The following is a 17,295-nucleotide window of genomic DNA, read 5'->3' as shown; positions in this document are numbered from 1 at the left end:
AACATTGCTAAATCGTGGACGAACTTCGCTGAAATTAATTCTAAAAACTCTTACCTTTGCGTCTTTGCGCCTTTGCGTGAGAAAAAAATATATCTAGATTATGCCACAATAGCGAAACTAGATAAAAGCATTAGGAGTTTTAATTGTGGAGTCCCCCCAAAAACCGTCATACCAACCAGCCGCAATAGAGGAAAAATGGCAACAAACATGGTTAGAACTTGGCTTAGATAAAACCCCTCAAGATACAAACAAGCCCAAATTCTACGCGCTTTCCATGTTCCCCTACCCCTCCGGTAGCTTGCACATGGGTCACGTCCGTAACTATACAATTACAGACGTGATTGCTCGCCTCAAACGGATGCAAGGGTATCGAGTATTACATCCAATGGGTTGGGATGCTTTCGGACTACCCGCAGAAAACGCCGCCATTGATAGAGGTGTACCCCCTGCCAAATGGACATATCAAAATATTGCCCAAATGCGGCAACAATTACAACGTCTGGGTTTATCCTTAGATTGGGAAACTGAACTTGCTACCTGTTCCCCCGATTATTACAAATGGACACAATGGATTTTTCTGCAATTTTTACAAGCCGGTTTAGCTTACCAAAGAGAAGCCGCAGTTAATTGGGACCCCATTGACCAAACTGTATTAGCAAACGAACAAGTTGATAACGAAGGACGTTCTTGGCGCAGTGGGGCAATAGTAGAACGTAAATTACTACGTCAATGGTTTTTTAAGATTACCGACTACGCCGAAGAATTATTAAATGACTTAGATAAACTCACAGGTTGGCCGGAACGAGTTAAATTAATGCAAGCCAACTGGATAGGAAAATCCACAGGCGCTTATTTAGAATTTCCTATTGTGGGCTTAGATGAAAAAATCGGCGTTTATACCACCCGTCCCGATACCATTTATGGTGTGAGTTACGTTGTTTTAGCCCCAGAACACCCCTTAACTCAGGTTATTACCACATCAGACCAAAAAGCAGCAGTAGCAGCCTTTATCAAGGAAGTCAGCAACCAAAGCGAGTTAGAACGGACTGCGGAAGATAAACCTAAACGGGGTATTCCTACCGGGGGAAAAGTCGTGAATCCCTTCACTGGGGAAGAAGTACCCCTATGGATTGCAGATTATGTACTCTATGAATATGGTACAGGTGCGGTAATGGGTGTACCGGCACATGATGTCCGAGATTTCAAATTTGCTAAAGAACAAAATTTAGCCATCAAAGTTGTAATTGTCCCGGAAATTGGTGCAGAGGAAACTTTAAAATCAGCTTATACAGAAGCGGGAATTTTAGTTAATTCCGGTGACTTTAATGGCATGAATTCAATAGATGCGAAAAAAGCCATTATCGAATTTGCAGAACAACAAAATTTTGGTAAATTAAGAATACAATATCGCCTCAGAGATTGGTTAATTTCTCGACAACGTTATTGGGGCGCACCTATCCCTGTGATTCACTGTCCTGAATGTGGAATTGTGCCTGTACCTGACAAAGATTTACCTGTACAATTACCGGAAGATATTGAATTAAGTGGTCGTGGTGGTTCACCTTTAGCACAATTAGAAAGTTGGGTAAATGTGCCTTGTCCAACTTGCGGTACTCCTGCGAAACGGGAAACCGATACAATGGATACTTTTATTGATTCTTCTTGGTATTTCTTACGTTATTCTGATGCCAAGAATGAAGAAAAGATTTTTGATTCTGATAAAGTAAATGATTGGATGCCCGTAGATCAATATGTGGGGGGAATTGAACACGCAATTTTACATTTATTGTATTCGCGTTTCTTCACTAAGGTATTAAGAGATAGAGGTTTATTTAACTTTGATGAACCATTTCAAAAGTTGTTAACTCAGGGAATGGTACAGGGTTTAACTTACATGAACCCAAATAAAGGTGGTAAGGATAAATGGATTCCTTCTAATTTAGTTGATGCTAATAATCCTATAGATCCGCAAACTGGCGAACCTTTACAAAAGCTATATGCTACCATGTCCAAATCAAAAGGTAATGGTGTTGCACCGGAAGATGTAATTAATAAATATGGCATTGATACGGCGCGAATGTTCATTTTATTTAAAGCACCTCCTGAAAAAGATTTAGAATGGGATGAGGCTGATGTTGAGGGACAATTCCGCTTTTTAAATCGGGTTTGGCGGTTGGTTACTGATTATGCTGCAAGTCCAAAACAACTGACAACTGACAACGGACAACTGACAAAAGCCGAAAAAGATTTACGTCGCTTCATTCATATTGCTATTCAAGCAATTACGGAAGATGTGGTAGATGAATATCAATTCAATACGGCAATTTCGGAATTAATGAAGTTAAGTAATGCCTTGACTGATGCTGATTGTCATAATTCACCAATTTACGCGGAAGGTATTCAAACTTTGGTGATTATGTTAGCGCCTTTTGCCCCCCATATTGGTGATGAATTATGGCAGTTGTTGGGGAATAAAAACTCTGTGCATACCCAAACTTGGCCAAGTTTTGATCCTGCGGCTTTGATAGCTGATGAAATTACTTTGGTAATTCAAATTATGGGTAAAACTCGCGGTGCTATTCAAGTTCCTTCCCAATCTGATAAAGCGGAGTTGGAGAAGTATGCGCGGGAGTCGGAAGCTGGACAACGTTATCTGGAAGGGAAGGAAGTTAAGAAGGTGATTGTTGTTCCTGGTAAGTTGGTGAATTTCGTTTTGGGTTAGTTTTTGTAGGTTGGGTTAAATGAAATGCAACCCAACTTATGTATTATTATTGGTTGATGTTGGGTTTCCTTGCGTCAACCCAACCTACGGAGTGATTAAACCACGAAGACACGAAGGACACGAAGGAAGAAAGAAGAAGATAAGTAATTTTAGACTGAGAATAGAGTATTATAGGTATAATCCACTCGTAAAGTTAAAACACTATATTGATTTATGCACTTACAAAGAATTCAAGTACCTGATTTTCGGGTTTTAAAAGATGTAGATATTAGTTTTGAGAAGGAATTTACTCCGCGTATTTTTCCCCTTGGTAGTCAAAATGGTGGTGGTAAAAGTACATTATTACAATTGATTTTTGTATTGTTACATTGTGCTGGTAATCCTGATAGAGTGGCGTTTATACAGAATTTACTACATGGTTTTGAGGTGAATGATGAATCTGGAAAGAGGACATTAGCTATCATTGATATTTGGGATAGTAGTAAAACTGTAAAACTTGATTTTTTTGTTTGCAATGAGTCTTTCATTCCAAAAGATAATGAGGTTACGGAAGATAATGAACGTACATTGAGTAGACGTAGTCCACGTGCGAATATTTTGAAAAAGCATAATCTATTGGATATTACTAATTTGAATCCTAGGGACAACAATTCTTTTAACTTTGGAGAAAGATTAGTTTGTCAGACCAATGATACAGATACAGATATAGTTGAAATTGAAACATTTTTAACTGACTTATCAAATAAAATGTTTCTAACTGCTCATATTTCTCAAATATTCCTATTTCTAGAACCAGACAACAGAAAATCACTATTTAAAACTCAAGCTAACAATCAAACTAACTATTACCAACAAATAAAAACAGCTAATTCTAAATTACCTGGATTTTTTACCTATGACTTCCTATCAATAGATATTCTTATTGAAGCATTTAAAAAAGCACGGGATGATGATTTTAAACAAGCTGTCGAAAAAGGGGGAAATTATGGAAATAATTATGTAAAATTATTAGATGAACTCAACAATCTTTTGAGTAACAAAAAAATTAATGTACAACCAGACTTATCTGGAATTAATTTTAAAATTGATGGTGATGATACAGAACTTTACCCAGAAGATTTAAGTCATGGAGAATTAAAAAGATTATGTATATATATGTGGTTAAAACATAATAAGATAGAAGATGCTATTGTATTAATGGATGAATTAGAAATATCATTTCACCCAGATTGGCAATATCAAATAGTTAGAGATTTAGAAGAATGGGGTGCGACTAATCAATATATTCTTGCAACTCATTCCTATGAATTATGTAATGCAGTTACACCTGCTCATGTTAAGGAATTAGACCCAAAATTACAAGCAAGAACAATTCAATAATCAACCTAATCAAGAATATGAGTTTTAATGAGCAGGAACTAAAAGAACATTGTTTAAAGATTATTCAAGATAGCAGAATTAAAAATAAAATTGTCATTCTCTGTGAAGGTCTTATTCCCCCAAAAGTTGAAGGTAGACGCTCACCTCAATTATATAAGCAAATGGAACAAATGCCAGATGCTAATTTTTATAATGCTTGTGTACCAACATGGTGGAAGCAATATAGACCAGTTTTTTTTAATTGTGGAGATAGAAATGATGTTTTAAATACATTTTTTGGGCTTTTAGATTTACATAATGCTGATTATAGTCAATCATTTTTAACTCCTGATAAACTTTTTGCTATTGTAGATTTAGATATTCAACTTGCTGAAATAAAGGAAGATTACAAATTTCAAAATACTGATGATATTTTCTATAGTATTTATGATGAAACAAAGATTAATGAAACTGATCTAAACCATCATCGTATATGGATTACTGGTTTAATTCATAAAGAAGCTTATTTTTTAAAACCTGATATTCAAGAAGTTTTTGATAATCAATATACTATTTCTCCTTTATATAAAGAAAATACTGTTAATTTAGAAAATATTTATTTAGATATGGTTAATGATATGACTAATGATGCAGATTTACAAATTCATTGGTCAAGGGTAATTAAGAGAATCAGTCACCTTTCTAATTTTGATGGTATGGAAATAGATAAATTTCAACATTCTTGGCAAGAAGAGTATGAAAATAATCAAGATTTACATTATAAAAATAAGTTAATAAATGCGGTATTAATGCTGGTTAAATCTAAAGAATATTGGAAGCAAATTTTACCTGATGATAATTGGCCTCATTCAAAATCCAAATTTAGAGAACAATTATCTTTAGAAATTGGTAAATTTTATTCCAAACAAGATTGTATTGTTGAAAATCATATTCCTTTTTTCTTTAAGACCCTATATAAATTAATTGAAGAATAAACCGCCAAGTTAGGGCAAATAAAGAGAGCTACTTGGATAGCTCTCTAAAATCATCAGGGTGCATCTACTTAGCACATTATATAATTCTAGCACCAAGGGGTCAAACCCCCTATTTTTTATTTTTGTCAGTTGTCAGTTGTCAGTTGTCAGTTGTCCGTTGTCCGTTGTCCGTTGTTCCCTGTTCCCTGTTCCCTCTAAAAAGAAAGAGAGCCAATTTAAACTAGCTCTCTCGATAATCAAGTTGCGTCTTATTATCACACTATACCATTTTCAGGGTGAGGGGTGTCACCCTACATTGGGGCATTGAGTTTCTCTTCTAACAATTGATTGGTGAGTTTGGGTTCTGCACGTTTATCGGTTTTTTTCAGGACTTGTCCGACGAAAAAGCCTTTGAGGTTGGTGTTACCTTTGCGGTATTTTTCGACTTGTTGGGCGTTAGCAGCCATGATTTCATCAATAATCGGTTCAAGAATGGTACGATCTGAAATGAGTTCTTGACCAGCAAAAGCTGTTTCTGGAGAAACTCCATTTAATAAGTCTGTGAGTTTTTCCTTAGCTTGAGCGTTGCTGATTTTACCATTTTCAATGCGAGTAATCACGTCTGCTAGATTAACAGCAGTCAGTTTAATTTCGGAGATGGTGAGTTTTTGTTTATTCAAGTACCCAGCGATATCTTGAGTAATCCAATTAGCCGCAGATTTGGGATTTGCACCTTTAGATATTGCACTTTCAAAATAGTCCGCAACTGGTTTATCCTCAGTTAAGACCCGCGCATCATAAGCTGAAAGTCCCAAGTCATTTTCATAATGATGGCGTTTGCGGGCTGGTAATTCGGGTAATTGACTTAACCATGAATCTAATTCTGCTTGAGTGACTTCAATGGGGGCTAAATCTGGTTCTGGGAAGTAACGATAATCACTAGAACCTTCTTTAATCCGCATACTGCTGGTGCGTTGTGAACCTTCTTCCCACAGTCGGGTTTCTTGAACAATCTTTTCTCCTGATTCAATGGCTGCGATTTGGCGTTCAATTTCATAATCAATCGCTTTTTGAATCGCACTAAAGGAGTTCATATTCTTGATTTCTACCTTAGTGCCAAATTGCTCTCGTCCCACCGGACGGACAGAAATATTCACATCACAACGCAGAGATCCTTCTTGCATATTTCCATCACTGACACCAAGATAGCGCACAATCCGCCGCAGTTCTTGAGCATATTCAGCCGCTTCTTGTCCGGTTCGCAAATCAGGTTCAGAAACAATTTCCACCAAGGGAATACCAGCGCGGTTATAATCTACGAGAGAATAGGTAGAACCGGAAAGCCTATCACTACCTGCGTGGACGAGTTTCCCCGCGTCCTCTTCCATGTGTAAGCGGGTAATACCAATACGTTTGCGGGTGGGGTTTCCCGCATCATCTACCAATTCAATTTCTATCCAACCATGTTCGGCTATGGGTAAATCATATTGAGAAATTTGGTAATTTTTGGGTAAATCAGGATAAAAATATTGTTTGCGGTCAAATTTACTATACCGAGCGATTTGACAATTTAGCGCCAAACCAGTTTTCACGGCGTATTCGAGAACTTTGGCGTTCAGTACGGGTAAAACTCCTGGTAAACCCATACATATTGGGTCAATGTTAGTATTGGGGTCAGCACCAAAAGCAGTAGAACTGTTAGAGAAAATTTTGGTGTTGGTACTGAGCTGACAATGGGTTTCTAAGCCAATAATCGCTTCGTATTCAGTTTTTACGGGTGTAGCTGTGGTCATATCCAGATTTACGGTTTTTACTCTTTGGTACTATTTTAGATTACGGGTAGGGCGATCGCGCTATTCTGTGAGATTATCAAGTTTAGACAGTATTCTTAAACCTGCTTCTGGGTTTCCTGTGACAGTCATTGCTTTAAATCGGGTATAAGCATCAAATTCTGCTAAAGCTATAGTAGAAATAAAATATAATTAAAACTTATGAAAATATAATAAAGATTTTCTTAATAATTAATTGAGAATTATTTTTATTTAGCAACGAGCTTGCAATACTTTCGGCGATTTGCTATAATCATGAAGATTTTCATAATTGGGTTTATGTTGTCAATTTTGTGTGTGTCTGACAAGATGATCTTCAGAACCCTTTATTTATAGTCGTTTCAGAAATCAATCCCTAAAAATAATACAAAACTTCATAAATTAGCAGCAATTTTCGAGAGAAATTTGGACAAAAATTAGCCAAGAAATTATGGAAGTTGACTGGGAGAAAAATGTACTGTTGACAAATAAGTTAATTTATGGTAATAAAGTGCAGATCACAAAAAATTTGTAAGTTACAGTGGTAGTAGGGCTGATTAATGGGAGTACACCGAAAATATGTCTAATAGACTATATGATAGCGATTTACAATTATGGATTGAGCAAACAATTCAACAATTACAAAATCGTGAATTTACATCCCTGGATATTGAGAATTTAATTGAGGAGTTAGTTGATTTGGGTAAGTCAGAGAAAAATACACTCAGAAGTAATCTGAAAATATTATTAGCTCACTTACTCAAATTAAAAATTCAGCATGATGTACCCGACTCCATGAAAACAAGTTGGTATAGTTTTGTTGTAGAACATCGTCAACGGGTTTTAGATAATCTTGAAGATACTCCATCTCTGAAAAGTTTTTTAGTAGAAGCAGTAGAAAAAGCCTATCCTGATGGGCGAAAATTGGCAATTAAGGAGGGTAAACTGGCTAAGTTTGGGGTTGGTGTCCCGGAAGAGAGTGAGTATCCTCTAATTTGTCCTTTTGGGATAGAGGAAATTCTGGATGAGGATTTTTATGGGGTATAATGAAATTATATTATTTTTTGAGGTAAAAATATGCAAATTTTAAGCACAAATAGCTTAATAAACTTAAAAAATTTATATAAATCAGACTATTTAGCCTGGTATGAAATGACTTTGGAACAAATAAAAAATAATCAATTAAATGATGTAGATTTAGATAGTTTAAGTGAGGTTTTAGAAAATTTGGTTAGAGATACTAAACGCAGTGGCGAAAGTTATTTAAGACAAATTATCATTCATTTATTATTAATTGAATATTGGGAAGCAGAAAGCATAAATTGTCGTCATTGGGCGGCGGAAATTGTTAATTTTCGTAGTGAGTTAGAAACAGATATGACTACGAATTTAAGAAAACACCTAAATGAAGAAAAAGAAAATAATTATCAAAAAGCTATTAAGTATGTGATAGCAAAAACAGGATTAAAGAAAAACATTTTTCCTGTTCAATGTCCTTATACTTTAGAACAGTTAATTGATGGTGATTGGTTTTCTGATACTATTAATATTGAATTTTAAATGTTTATGGCTCTACCGCTCCCTTTATGATATTTTCGGTAAAATATCCCTGAAACCCCTACACCATCGCTTATTAATTTAGATTAAACCCATGTACACCAATGGTTTTGGATATATTAAAAGGATGTTTGATCATAAGGGGAACGGTAGAACCATGTTTATTGATGATTTCTGAATTTTGCTATAATAGTTGTAGTGAGTAGGAAATGAATAATAATGTCAGAAAAAACTTTTGATATTGCTTACTTGTCTGATAATTTACTTGAATTATTATCAGATATCCAAAATAATATGGAAATTACCTTAACTCGTCAAGGCGTTCCTTGGGCGAAAGTTTTACCTATTTCTTCAGAAAATATTACAGTGGAAAAAGTGGGTTTAAATCAGATGAGTAACCAAGGTATTTTAGAGCCAAGAGTTGCGGGTTTTTGGCAAGGACAGGTGAAGATTGCTGATGATTTTGATGATACTTCAGAAGAAGTTATTGCTGCTTTTTATGGGGAATAATAATGAATTTTCTGTTAGATACTCATATCCTATTATGGTTTTTAGAAAATAATTTATGGTAAAGTTTTGTATAGATTTATTCAGGAAATCGCCAATTTTCGATTTGCAAATTAGGCACTCTTTGAAATTCTCGCACATTGGAGGTCACAATCATCAGATTATGACTTAGTGCTGTTGCAGCAATGAGTACATCATAAGAACCAATAGGAGAACCTGCTATTTTAAGAATACTTCTAATTTCCGCAGCTTTTTCTGCTTCTTGTGAAGTAAAAGTTAAAACTGTAATTGAGATTAAAAAGGTTTTAATTAAAGGTTGAATTTTGATTGCTTTTGCTGGATTAATTGCTAATCCATATTTTATTTCCATCACTGTTAAAGATGAAATAAAAAGATCCGTCGGAGAAATTGATTTAAGTTGGTTTAATGTATTTTGTTCTCCCTTGACAAAATCACTAACTACACAAGTATCGAGTAGATAAGCCATGATTAAAATTCTATTTCTTTAGGTGGTAATAGTTCATCTCGATAAGATTCAAAGATAATATTTTCTGCTATACCTTGATGCTGCATAATTATTTCTGGCCAAGCAGTGGGTTTAGTTTGTAAGAATGTCACAAAAACATAACTTTCGGTAATTCCTTGGGGTGTTTCAGAAAGTTCTATTTTGCCGTTTTTATAGATTCCTTGAATGGTTTGCAACATAGATTTTTTTCATGATTACATTTTAATTATTTTAACATTATAGTAGGGGTTTAGCATTGCTAAAACCCCACATATTGCATCAATTACAAGGATGATGTAGAGACGTTTCATGAAACATCTCTACAATGTGGTCTATTAGGATTCCCTAAGAGGGTGTTTGAAAAGTTATGGTTGATGTATCAAATATTTTTTACCCCACCTTTATTGTTTCCCCCCTTTACAAGGGGGGACTAAGGGGGGTAGCAATGTGATGAAAATTACGGAATACCACTTTTCAAACATCCTCTAAGGTATTTCTAAATTTTGAGCTATTACCTGTAATGATATTAACTGGTGAGTGATGCAGTCAAGTCATAATTTTGACATAGATTGATGAGTTTTCCTTTAATGCGCGATCGCACATCCTCCGGTGAAACTACAATACAATCAGAGGAATACTGCATGATTTCCCGGATAAACCAGAACGTATTAGATATTCCTCTAATCACTCGCTTCACCTTTGATTTTTCTGGTATCCATTCAACTCTTTTATCCTCTGGTTTAGATTGATAGGCAAAGGCTAAGTTGTTTAGTAGGTGCATTTCTACATCTATTTGATCTAACTGCGATCGCCATTTACCAGCAATTTCCGTAATAGCAGCTTCGTTGATTCTGTCTAAACGAAAACACCAGTTATGCTGTAGTTCTTCTATGTCATGATTATTTAATGTTTCCTCACACCAGCAATCAAGATAGAGGCGTTTTTCATGGGGGCTAATCTTAGCATAGTGAACCGTATAATTTAATATTCTTTCTGTTGCATCTTGATAGGAAAGTTGAAACGGTTGTTGACGCAAGATATAGTGGTCAATTTGTAACCGCCAAGATGGAAGTGAATTATTTAAAACCCCTTCAATTTCTTTTCGCATTGGTATGGACAATTCACTGCGTTCGAGTAACAAATTAGCGATAATCTGCGCTTGTTCCACTTGTCCAATGTCTGTTAATGCACCTATACAACGGTGTAAGGCGCGGATACGTGATTCCTGCCAGTCATGATTTTTGCCAATGATTAACTCATGTTGAGCGATCGCTTTGATAAGTTTGGAGATATTGGGATCTTCTCCCCACATCATCCCGAATTCGAGAGCGATCGCTTCTAGTTCGGCTTTGTCACGTTCTGATACCGACAAAGTGATAGACTGACCTTTTCGACTCATTATAAGTGTCCGTGTATTTTGTACTTGTTTTCTCTTGCCAATTTCTATTTTCGGTGTCATTATAGATTTTAACAACGAGTTACGGACACAATATGAGGTATTTAAAAAAGATATTAAAAAAGCCAGAGTCTAGCTCTGGCTTACAAGCCCTGATAGGGATTAATGAGTTATGTTAATGCCTCGATCACATCTTTACTACAGTTTCAATCCCTTATAGGGATTAGGGTCTAGTCTCAAGGCTTCTTTAGTATATATCTCAAAAGTTTCATGGAACAATTTTTTTCATTACCAGATTTTTACTCACTTCTTTACTACAGACAAAATTTTGGTGCTATATTAAATTAAAGAGAACCGAAACAAAGCTGTTTCAGTTCACCTATGTTGAGTGGTATCTCATAGGTTAGCACTGATATGGCTATTTCGGCGCAAACTTATTGAGGTAATTTTTTGTGAAAGATAATCTTCCAGATCGTATGCTTCAAGTTATGTCAGATTCTTGCTGGCATTCTACAGAAGAACTAGTCGAAAAAATTAGCCACCGATTTTCTGCAACTATGCACGTCCTCAAGAAAAGAGGTTATCAGTTTAATAAACGTCGTATTCAAGGTCAACAGCATGAGTATAGACTTGTAATTGAGTCAAAAGCGATAGCGAAGCGCTGCTGCAAGCAGTTCGCTTAAAAAGAATTTCTAACATATTGGGGGTAGTTTCTCCTACTCCCATTTCTTGAAAATAGTAGTTAGTAATGCAGAAATTTCTTGAAGAAAATAATTCCTATAGCTGGACTAAAGCAAATGCAAAACAATACTCCCACAATTACAGAACTTCAAGAATTATCCTCACAAATTCCTGAGAAAATACCTTACTTAAAAATGTTAGTTTTATTTGGTTCTAGAGCAACTGGTAAAACTAAAGCTGATAGTGACTGGGATTTTGCAGTTTTATATGATGAAGAAAAACGTCAGAATTACATAGCAAATAATATTGCTGTTTTATTTGAACTGCCAATTGTGATTGGTGAAGTTTTACAAATTAATCCTGATATTATAGATATTGTAGAACTAAATAAATGTTCTTGGTTAATTAGTCATTTTGTAGCGCGTGATGGAATTATGTTATATGAAAAATTTACTGGACAATTTAATGATTTTTGCTTAAATTCCTTAAAAGCTGAATCAGAGTTAAAGAAATTTCGTAAAGAGCAACAACGAATTATTGAAATAGAGTTAAATAAGTGGGGAGCATGAATAATATAGATTCTGAAATAGTTTTATCAAGACTAAGGTTAATTACCAAATATTACAACACCTTAGTAGAATTTAATTCTTTGAGTCTTGATGAATTTTTAGGTGATTTTCGTCAACAACTAATTGTAGAAAGACTATTGCAATTAATGACTCAAGCCGCAATAGACATCAATGATCATATATTGTCAAAACTCAAATCTGGAAAGTCTTACACTAATTTTGAGGCTTTTATTGAATTAGGTAAATATCAAATTCTTACTCCTGAACTAGCAAAACAAATTGCGCCATCATCAGGTTTAAGAAATCGTTTGGTTCATGAATATGATGATATAGATCCGAATCAGGTTTTCATGGCAATTAGTTTTGCTTTACAGCAATATCCGCTTTATGTGAGACAAATCAACTCTTATTTAATTAAATTGGAAGAAGAAAATGATTAAACGCGGTCGGCTTTTAAATCGTCCTCCTAAATCCTTAGAGGAACGTTATTTCAGTGAAATTCGCCCCCGGCTTTATGAAAATCATGCACATCATCCTCAATATGGTGTGAGAACAGGTACAACTCTTGCAGAACATTTAGACTCTGCTTGTCAGTTCATTTTAACAGTCAGCCGTATAGCACAAGTAGCAGAAGATAAACGACCTTTATTATTAGCTGCGACGGCTGTTCATGACCTCAATAAATTAGAAGGTTCTCAAGGACGAAATGTTAAAACCTTAGCTAGAGATAAAGACTTTTTAAAAGAACAACTTGAAAAAGCTTGTGTTCTTAGCTTTGTAGTCACAGATGATGACTTAGAATTAGTCAGAAAGTTGATTGAACGTCATTCAGGTCACAGCGTCAGTGATGGTGCTAGATTTTTACCAGAAGACCCAAATATTGAACGTTGGGCTGCAATGTTAGTTGCTGCTGATTTGTTTGATTTAGGTATTCCTGATGCACAACGATTTCGCAAAATAGAAACAGAATTAACAGTCGCTTTTGGCAGAAAATGTAATCTTTTTCGAGTGCGTTTATCAGAAGATAAAGGTTATATTACATCCTTGTTACTGGGTGCTTGTGAAGAAGTTTTACAAAAATATGGCTTTCATCCCATCGCCATTTTTCCAGATAGCGAACTTTTTGAAGGTGGAAATTTACCAAATGTAGATTTAACCAAAGAAATCGCTACTGTTTGGCAAAGTAAAATTGATCAAGTTTTTGGTAACAATATTGAAAAACTTGTCAGAGCCACTAAAGATGGTATCAAAGTTACTCATCAGGCTATTCAACAAAATGTTGATGAGGTTTTAGTCAATATTCAGGCTCTTTTAGAAAAGAAGAAAGCAGGTTATAAATCAGATAAAGTTGCTGAATCTGTAACTAAATGGGGTGAAGATGCTGGTGAGGAAGCACTAGAAAAAGCTGCTGAACTGGGATTATTGCCTGTAAGTAATGCAGAAGAATTTGCTATATCTGAAGGTTTGAAAGCAGCTTATCTGAGTTATCGAGAAGCAGGTTTAAATCCTAAAGAAGTTTGGGATAAAATCTCTCATCATGCTGGAATTTCTGAACATCAACGCCTTGCACTTGAACCATTTAATGGTCAGTATGGACGACCTTTATTTGCAGCAAAAGCCGCTATTAATGGCATTGAAGGTATTAACGAATCTCTCCAAGAGTCTTTTCAACTAAGAAATAACAGTACAGAAACTTCTGAAGAAATAGAAATATCTGAAGAAATGATTTTAGCAGTTAGTAGAATGGTAAATTTACCTTTTGCTAATCAGCTAATTGGAATTAATGAATTAGATGCTTATGTAGAAGCTAATCCTAGACAAAGATGTTCTTTAGGTTCTACATCCAGTGAAATAGATGAATTAATTTCAGCTAATATGCCTCCTGGCACAAAAGTACAGGCTTTTTCTAATCGTTTACCAGGTGGTATTAGTGCTGAACCAAAAAGACAAGCAGATTCTATTGCTGCTTTAGCTTATCAACTAATGACAGTGGGTGCAAATTTTCCTAAAGTTAGCAAACAAGAACCTCTTTATTTACATTTATCATTACCAAAAGGTTCTGCTCCTGAACTTTTAAGAATTTGGCGCGAACTGTTAAAACAACTTGCAGCAACCAATACTGAAGGGGGTACTGTTACTGTTGATCAATTACAACTTTATCGAGATCACAAACTTGAATTTAAAGCTAATAAGGTAGTTGGTGTAGCATTACCTAAACGACCGGATTTTATTCATACATCTGTGATTATTCCTTTAGTTTGGGGAGATGTTAATACTTCTTTAGCTTTACTCAAATCACTGAGATTAGGATTAGAAATATCTTTATCTTTAGATATTGGTTTTCCTTTTACTTTAAGCAGCAATATGGAGGTAGATTTATTTGATGATGTATATGGCAGAGTTGAAGGTATTCCTGCTGCACTGCAACCTTTACTAGGAAATGGACAATATGAACGTTTTAAGAATGAAAAGACCCAGGAAGATAGGAATACTCTCAGTGCAGAAGAAATTCTTGAAAGATTACGTTGTCTTGGAGAACTAGCAATATCTGTTGCCAGCATTCAGAAATCTGATGATTGTTTATATGATTTGGCTCGTACTTGTGATAGACCAATTGAACTTTATTTTGTTTTGTTACGTTGGATTTTACGAGAACAAGATGAACCAAATTTGAGCATTATTTGGAGTCGAATTTGTCAGCCTTTAAATACATTAATGGAGAGCCTTATGCCTAATGAAAATTCACTTTTGACTAAATATTTAAAAGAAGCTGCTCAAATAGCCGCAGAAGGCAGAATTTGGGGAAGTTCATTTAAAAGAACTGCTCAATCAGAACCTTTTACAGCTTTTATTGCTGCTGTCAAAACTCAAAAACCTTATTTAGATTTGGAGGTAATGTTTGCAGCTTTAGTTCAGCAATATCATACTCGTTTAGATCGAATTAGTGAATATCATGTAGGAGTAAAAAAACTTGAACAAGTTAAGCATTATTACGATGTATTACGCAAGCTATATGAGGAAGTTTACTCAGCACGTCCAGAAAAGTTGTTATCTGATCAAAAGACTTTAGAAGCTGCTTATTTATTTTTCTTAGAAGAAGCACGTACAAAGCTAAAAAATAAATCAGAAGATGATTCTGATGAAACAAATACAACTGTTTAATTAATCATTAACTAACTAGGAGTTTATCATGTCAATTCAAAAGCTTTCCCCTGTTCTTGCAACCACCTATGAAAATTTCCCCAAAGGTCGGTTTATTACTTTAATCGTTCTCAGAACAACTCACTCAGAAACTATTTTTCGCACAGAAGGTTCTGGTGAGTCAATGTGTAATGAATTTGTTCAAGCTGGTGTGAATAATGATAATATTATTCAACGGTTGGTGATGACTAAACGTAAACAAGTAGCACCAGAAAGACGTTATGGAAGAGAACATTTAAGAGCGCACGAACTTTTATACACTAACGTCAAAGATGGCTCTATTTGCTCTTTAAATACTAATGCACCTTGTGAAATGTGTGTAGATTGTTTCCTTTATGGTTTCGCTGCCGGTGGAGGTGGCGCACAAAAAAGCCGTATTTGGACTGAAGACGCTTTTAGTATTTTATCTGCTACTGATGTGGTAGGCGATCGCACTATTAACGCCATCTACGAAAACGGCACAATGCGAGATGAAAAAGGTAATCCTTCCACCGCTTTAAATACCAGCGAATACATCAAACCAGGAGTTCATTTTTTAGATGTTGTCACACTCAAAGATGTAACTGCTGATGAACTGCGCTACATTATCGGAAATATTCTTTTTACCAGTCGTTATGGTGCTGTTTCCAGTCGTGTAGGAAGAATGGAAAATCAAATATTAGGTATTTTTGGCAGTATTACCGAATTACCTAGCTCCTTGGAACTTGTACAAGCTACCTATGATGTTTTAGGAGAACCTTTAGAACACCCTTTAAATATTAATAGAGTCATCACAGCAACCAAGCAAGTAATTACAAATTGGCAAAACAGAAGAGGGGTTTCTGTGCAACTATCTGATGAAGAATTAGGAAATTTAATTACTGATGTAGAAACCCACTGGTCAGAAGCAGAACGTGATACTTTTCTCAAGCGTTTAAGTCAATCCTATGAACCTTTCCGTCAAGTTGCACCTGAAAAAAACAAAGGTAAAGGTAAAGGTAAAAACAAAAATAATCCAGTTGAAGTAGAGAGTTAAATTATGTCAACAATTCCTTTTTCACAGGCAAAACTTATTGAATTAAACTGTCTTGAACCAGTCTTTTTTGCCTCTAGGGAGTTGTCTGATACCTATTACACTGAGGGGTTACTTGGGAATTATGCTTTAACCTATGCTTTAGGTTGGGTAAATTCCCCCTATCGTCTCCAAGGTCAGGCTACAGGACGACCAACCTACAAAGAAGATTTTCAAGCAATAGCTCAATCCTGCTACATTTTACCAGCTTCACCAATAGGCAGAGTTACATTTAGATTTGAAAGATTTAACGCTCTTTCTGATGCTTATTGGTACACCATGACTAATAATCGTGTAGCAACTGCCAGAGAAGATTTACCATTACAACGTCAAGGTACAAAACCTAGTTCATTTAGAGCAAGTAATTTTCCTCAAACTGGAAGATTACGCATGATTGAAAGGGGTAATAAATTCCAAACATTAGTATTTGGAAATCAACAATTACCAGATTATATTCGTGTGGGAAAATTCGCTAGTAAAGTTAAAGTGAATGTCTTAAAAGAGTTTCCTATAACTTTACTCCCAGAAGGCGAATATAAAAGTCAATTTTATCTAAATGTTGCTGATTTACCAAGACAAATAGAAATATTTGCTTTTGATTTAATCTCTATACCTCCTGCACCGATATTAAAAAATCTTCATTTTCGAGGTGCAGCTTGGCAAATTGGCGAAATGATTGTACCCGCAGGTTTACATTATTGTGGTAGAGAAAACAGAAATGAGTAATCAAAATTTATGGTTCTACCGCTCCCTTTATGAAAGGATAAGAGGATGTTTGAAAAGTCGGTGAGTGAGTAAAAAAGCTCTCCCAGTGTAACTAAGTTTTTGACTAATTTGGCTACCATTATCTTCTTGTAACACTCCCTCCAATAAATAAATACCTGGTTGATAGTCTGACAAAAGATACTGAATAATATTCTGGTTTTTACCCCTATCACTTGACTGTTAGAGGGTGTTTGAAAAGT

The 17,295-nt window shown here is 35.3% G+C and carries 16 protein-coding genes and 1 pseudogene; 12 read left to right on the top strand and 5 right to left on the bottom strand.

Going from position 1 to position 17,295, the window contains the following annotated elements; all coding sequences use genetic code 11:
- Positions 1-145 precede the first annotated feature (145 nt).
- The 3 genes from leuS to AN490_RS05680 all read left to right on the top strand — a co-directional run bounded on the left by leuS (position 146) and on the right by AN490_RS05680 (position 5,076).
- A complete protein-coding gene (gene leuS / locus AN490_RS05690; protein ID WP_300000771.1) occupies positions 146-2,722 on the top strand; it encodes a leucine--tRNA ligase in 2,577 nt (858 codons plus the stop codon).
- Positions 2,723-2,935: 213 nt separating this feature from the next.
- Positions 2,936-4,102, top strand: coding sequence for an AAA family ATPase (locus AN490_RS05685; RefSeq protein WP_300000770.1), 1,167 nt, complete (start codon positions 2,936-2,938; stop codon positions 4,100-4,102).
- Between the two features lie 17 nt (positions 4,103-4,119).
- Entirely contained in the window at positions 4,120-5,076 is a 957-nt protein-coding gene (locus AN490_RS05680) for a hypothetical protein (protein ID WP_300000769.1), read from the top strand.
- Between the two features lie 290 nt (positions 5,077-5,366).
- Here the strand turns inward: AN490_RS05680 and gatB are convergent, their stop codons facing one another.
- On the bottom strand, positions 5,367-6,848 hold the full coding sequence (gatB, locus tag AN490_RS05675; protein WP_300000768.1) for an Asp-tRNA(Asn)/Glu-tRNA(Gln) amidotransferase subunit GatB: 1,482 nt from the start codon (positions 6,846-6,848) through the stop codon (positions 5,367-5,369).
- Positions 6,849-6,908: 60 nt separating this feature from the next.
- Positions 6,909-7,028, bottom strand: a pseudogene (locus AN490_RS05670) (toxin-antitoxin system HicB family antitoxin); the annotation flags it as partial.
- A gap of 414 nt (positions 7,029-7,442) precedes the next feature.
- Between AN490_RS05670 and AN490_RS05665 the strand changes: the two are divergent.
- From AN490_RS05665 to AN490_RS05655, 3 genes are all read left to right on the top strand, one after another.
- Positions 7,443-7,910: a DUF29 domain-containing protein gene (locus AN490_RS05665; protein ID WP_300000767.1), complete on the top strand. Its 468-nt coding sequence runs from the start codon at positions 7,443-7,445 to the stop codon at positions 7,908-7,910.
- Between the two features lie 30 nt (positions 7,911-7,940).
- On the top strand, positions 7,941-8,423 hold the full coding sequence (locus AN490_RS05660) for a DUF29 domain-containing protein (RefSeq protein ID WP_300000766.1): 483 nt from the start codon (positions 7,941-7,943) through the stop codon (positions 8,421-8,423).
- A 216-nt stretch (positions 8,424-8,639) separates the two neighbouring features.
- Positions 8,640-8,930 (top strand): hypothetical protein, encoded by a 291-nt coding sequence (locus AN490_RS05655; protein ID WP_300000765.1) that lies wholly within the window; start codon positions 8,640-8,642, stop codon positions 8,928-8,930.
- 76 nt (positions 8,931-9,006) lie between these two features.
- Here AN490_RS05655 and AN490_RS05650 read toward each other — a convergent pair whose 3' ends face one another.
- The 3 genes from AN490_RS05650 to AN490_RS05640 form a co-directional block, all read right to left on the bottom strand.
- Complete coding sequence (locus AN490_RS05650) at positions 9,007-9,414, bottom strand: type II toxin-antitoxin system VapC family toxin (RefSeq protein ID WP_300000764.1); 408 nt, start codon at positions 9,412-9,414, stop codon at positions 9,007-9,009.
- A gap of 2 nt (positions 9,415-9,416) precedes the next feature.
- The gene (locus AN490_RS05645) at positions 9,417-9,632 is read right to left on the bottom strand and encodes a hypothetical protein (protein WP_300000763.1); all 216 of its coding nucleotides are present in this window, start codon (positions 9,630-9,632) and stop codon (positions 9,417-9,419) included.
- A 326-nt stretch (positions 9,633-9,958) separates the two neighbouring features.
- Entirely contained in the window at positions 9,959-10,831 is an 873-nt protein-coding gene (locus AN490_RS05640) for a WYL domain-containing protein (RefSeq protein WP_300000762.1), read from the bottom strand.
- 485 nt (positions 10,832-11,316) lie between these two features.
- Here AN490_RS05640 and AN490_RS05635 point away from each other — a divergent pair, with 485 nt between their 5' ends.
- The 6 genes from AN490_RS05635 (at position 11,317) to cas5d (ending at position 17,056) form a co-directional block, all read left to right on the top strand.
- Positions 11,317-11,511 carry a hypothetical protein gene (locus AN490_RS05635; protein ID WP_300000761.1) on the top strand — a complete coding sequence of 65 codons (195 nt, stop codon included), beginning with the start codon at positions 11,317-11,319 and terminating at the stop codon, positions 11,509-11,511.
- A 78-nt stretch (positions 11,512-11,589) separates the two neighbouring features.
- Positions 11,590-12,078, top strand: coding sequence for a nucleotidyltransferase domain-containing protein (locus AN490_RS05630; RefSeq protein ID WP_300000760.1), 489 nt, complete (start codon positions 11,590-11,592; stop codon positions 12,076-12,078).
- The gene (locus AN490_RS05625; protein ID WP_300000759.1) at positions 12,075-12,518 is read left to right on the top strand and encodes a DUF86 domain-containing protein; all 444 of its coding nucleotides are present in this window, start codon (positions 12,075-12,077) and stop codon (positions 12,516-12,518) included. The genes AN490_RS05630 and AN490_RS05625 overlap by 4 nt, the downstream gene beginning before the upstream one ends.
- Positions 12,511-15,240, top strand: coding sequence for a CRISPR-associated protein Csc3 (locus AN490_RS05620; protein ID WP_300000758.1), 2,730 nt, complete (start codon positions 12,511-12,513; stop codon positions 15,238-15,240). Before AN490_RS05625 ends, AN490_RS05620 begins: the two co-directional genes overlap by 8 nt.
- A gap of 28 nt (positions 15,241-15,268) precedes the next feature.
- Positions 15,269-16,294 carry a type I-D CRISPR-associated protein Cas7/Csc2 gene (gene cas7d, locus AN490_RS05615; protein ID WP_300000757.1) on the top strand — a complete coding sequence of 342 codons (1,026 nt, stop codon included), beginning with the start codon at positions 15,269-15,271 and terminating at the stop codon, positions 16,292-16,294.
- Positions 16,295-16,297: 3 nt separating this feature from the next.
- The gene (gene cas5d, locus AN490_RS05610; protein ID WP_300000756.1) at positions 16,298-17,056 is read left to right on the top strand and encodes a type I-D CRISPR-associated protein Cas5/Csc1; all 759 of its coding nucleotides are present in this window, start codon (positions 16,298-16,300) and stop codon (positions 17,054-17,056) included.
- The last annotated feature ends 239 nt before the right edge of the window (positions 17,057-17,295 follow it).

The sequence above is a fragment of the Anabaena sp. AL09 genome (assembly GCF_001672255.1).
In the GTDB taxonomy this organism is placed as follows: domain Bacteria; phylum Cyanobacteriota; class Cyanobacteriia; order Cyanobacteriales; family Nostocaceae; genus Dolichospermum; species Dolichospermum lemmermannii.
This window is presented reverse-complemented; position numbering and strand designations above follow the sequence as displayed.

Coding starts and splice junctions, on each gene's coding strand:
- AN490_RS05660 (WP_300000766.1), top strand. CDS start 7,941: ATGCAAATTTTAAGCACAAATAGCTTAATAAACTTAAAAAATTTATAT.
- AN490_RS05625 (WP_300000759.1), top strand. CDS start 12,075: ATGAATAATATAGATTCTGAAATAGTTTTATCAAGACTAAGGTTAATT.
- AN490_RS05620 (WP_300000758.1), top strand. CDS start 12,511: ATGATTAAACGCGGTCGGCTTTTAAATCGTCCTCCTAAATCCTTAGAG.
- AN490_RS05680 (WP_300000769.1), top strand. CDS start 4,120: ATGAGTTTTAATGAGCAGGAACTAAAAGAACATTGTTTAAAGATTATT.
- AN490_RS05645 (WP_300000763.1), bottom strand. CDS start 9,632: ATGTTGCAAACCATTCAAGGAATCTATAAAAACGGCAAAATAGAACTT.
- AN490_RS05685 (WP_300000770.1), top strand. CDS start 2,936: ATGCACTTACAAAGAATTCAAGTACCTGATTTTCGGGTTTTAAAAGAT.
- AN490_RS05650 (WP_300000764.1), bottom strand. CDS start 9,414: ATGGCTTATCTACTCGATACTTGTGTAGTTAGTGATTTTGTCAAGGGA.
- gatB (WP_300000768.1), bottom strand. CDS start 6,848: ATGACCACAGCTACACCCGTAAAAACTGAATACGAAGCGATTATTGGC.
- cas5d (WP_300000756.1), top strand. CDS start 16,298: ATGTCAACAATTCCTTTTTCACAGGCAAAACTTATTGAATTAAACTGT.
- AN490_RS05635 (WP_300000761.1), top strand. CDS start 11,317: ATGTCAGATTCTTGCTGGCATTCTACAGAAGAACTAGTCGAAAAAATT.
- cas7d (WP_300000757.1), top strand. CDS start 15,269: ATGTCAATTCAAAAGCTTTCCCCTGTTCTTGCAACCACCTATGAAAAT.
- AN490_RS05655 (WP_300000765.1), top strand. CDS start 8,640: ATGTCAGAAAAAACTTTTGATATTGCTTACTTGTCTGATAATTTACTT.
- AN490_RS05640 (WP_300000762.1), bottom strand. CDS start 10,831: ATGAGTCGAAAAGGTCAGTCTATCACTTTGTCGGTATCAGAACGTGAC.
- AN490_RS05665 (WP_300000767.1), top strand. CDS start 7,443: ATGTCTAATAGACTATATGATAGCGATTTACAATTATGGATTGAGCAA.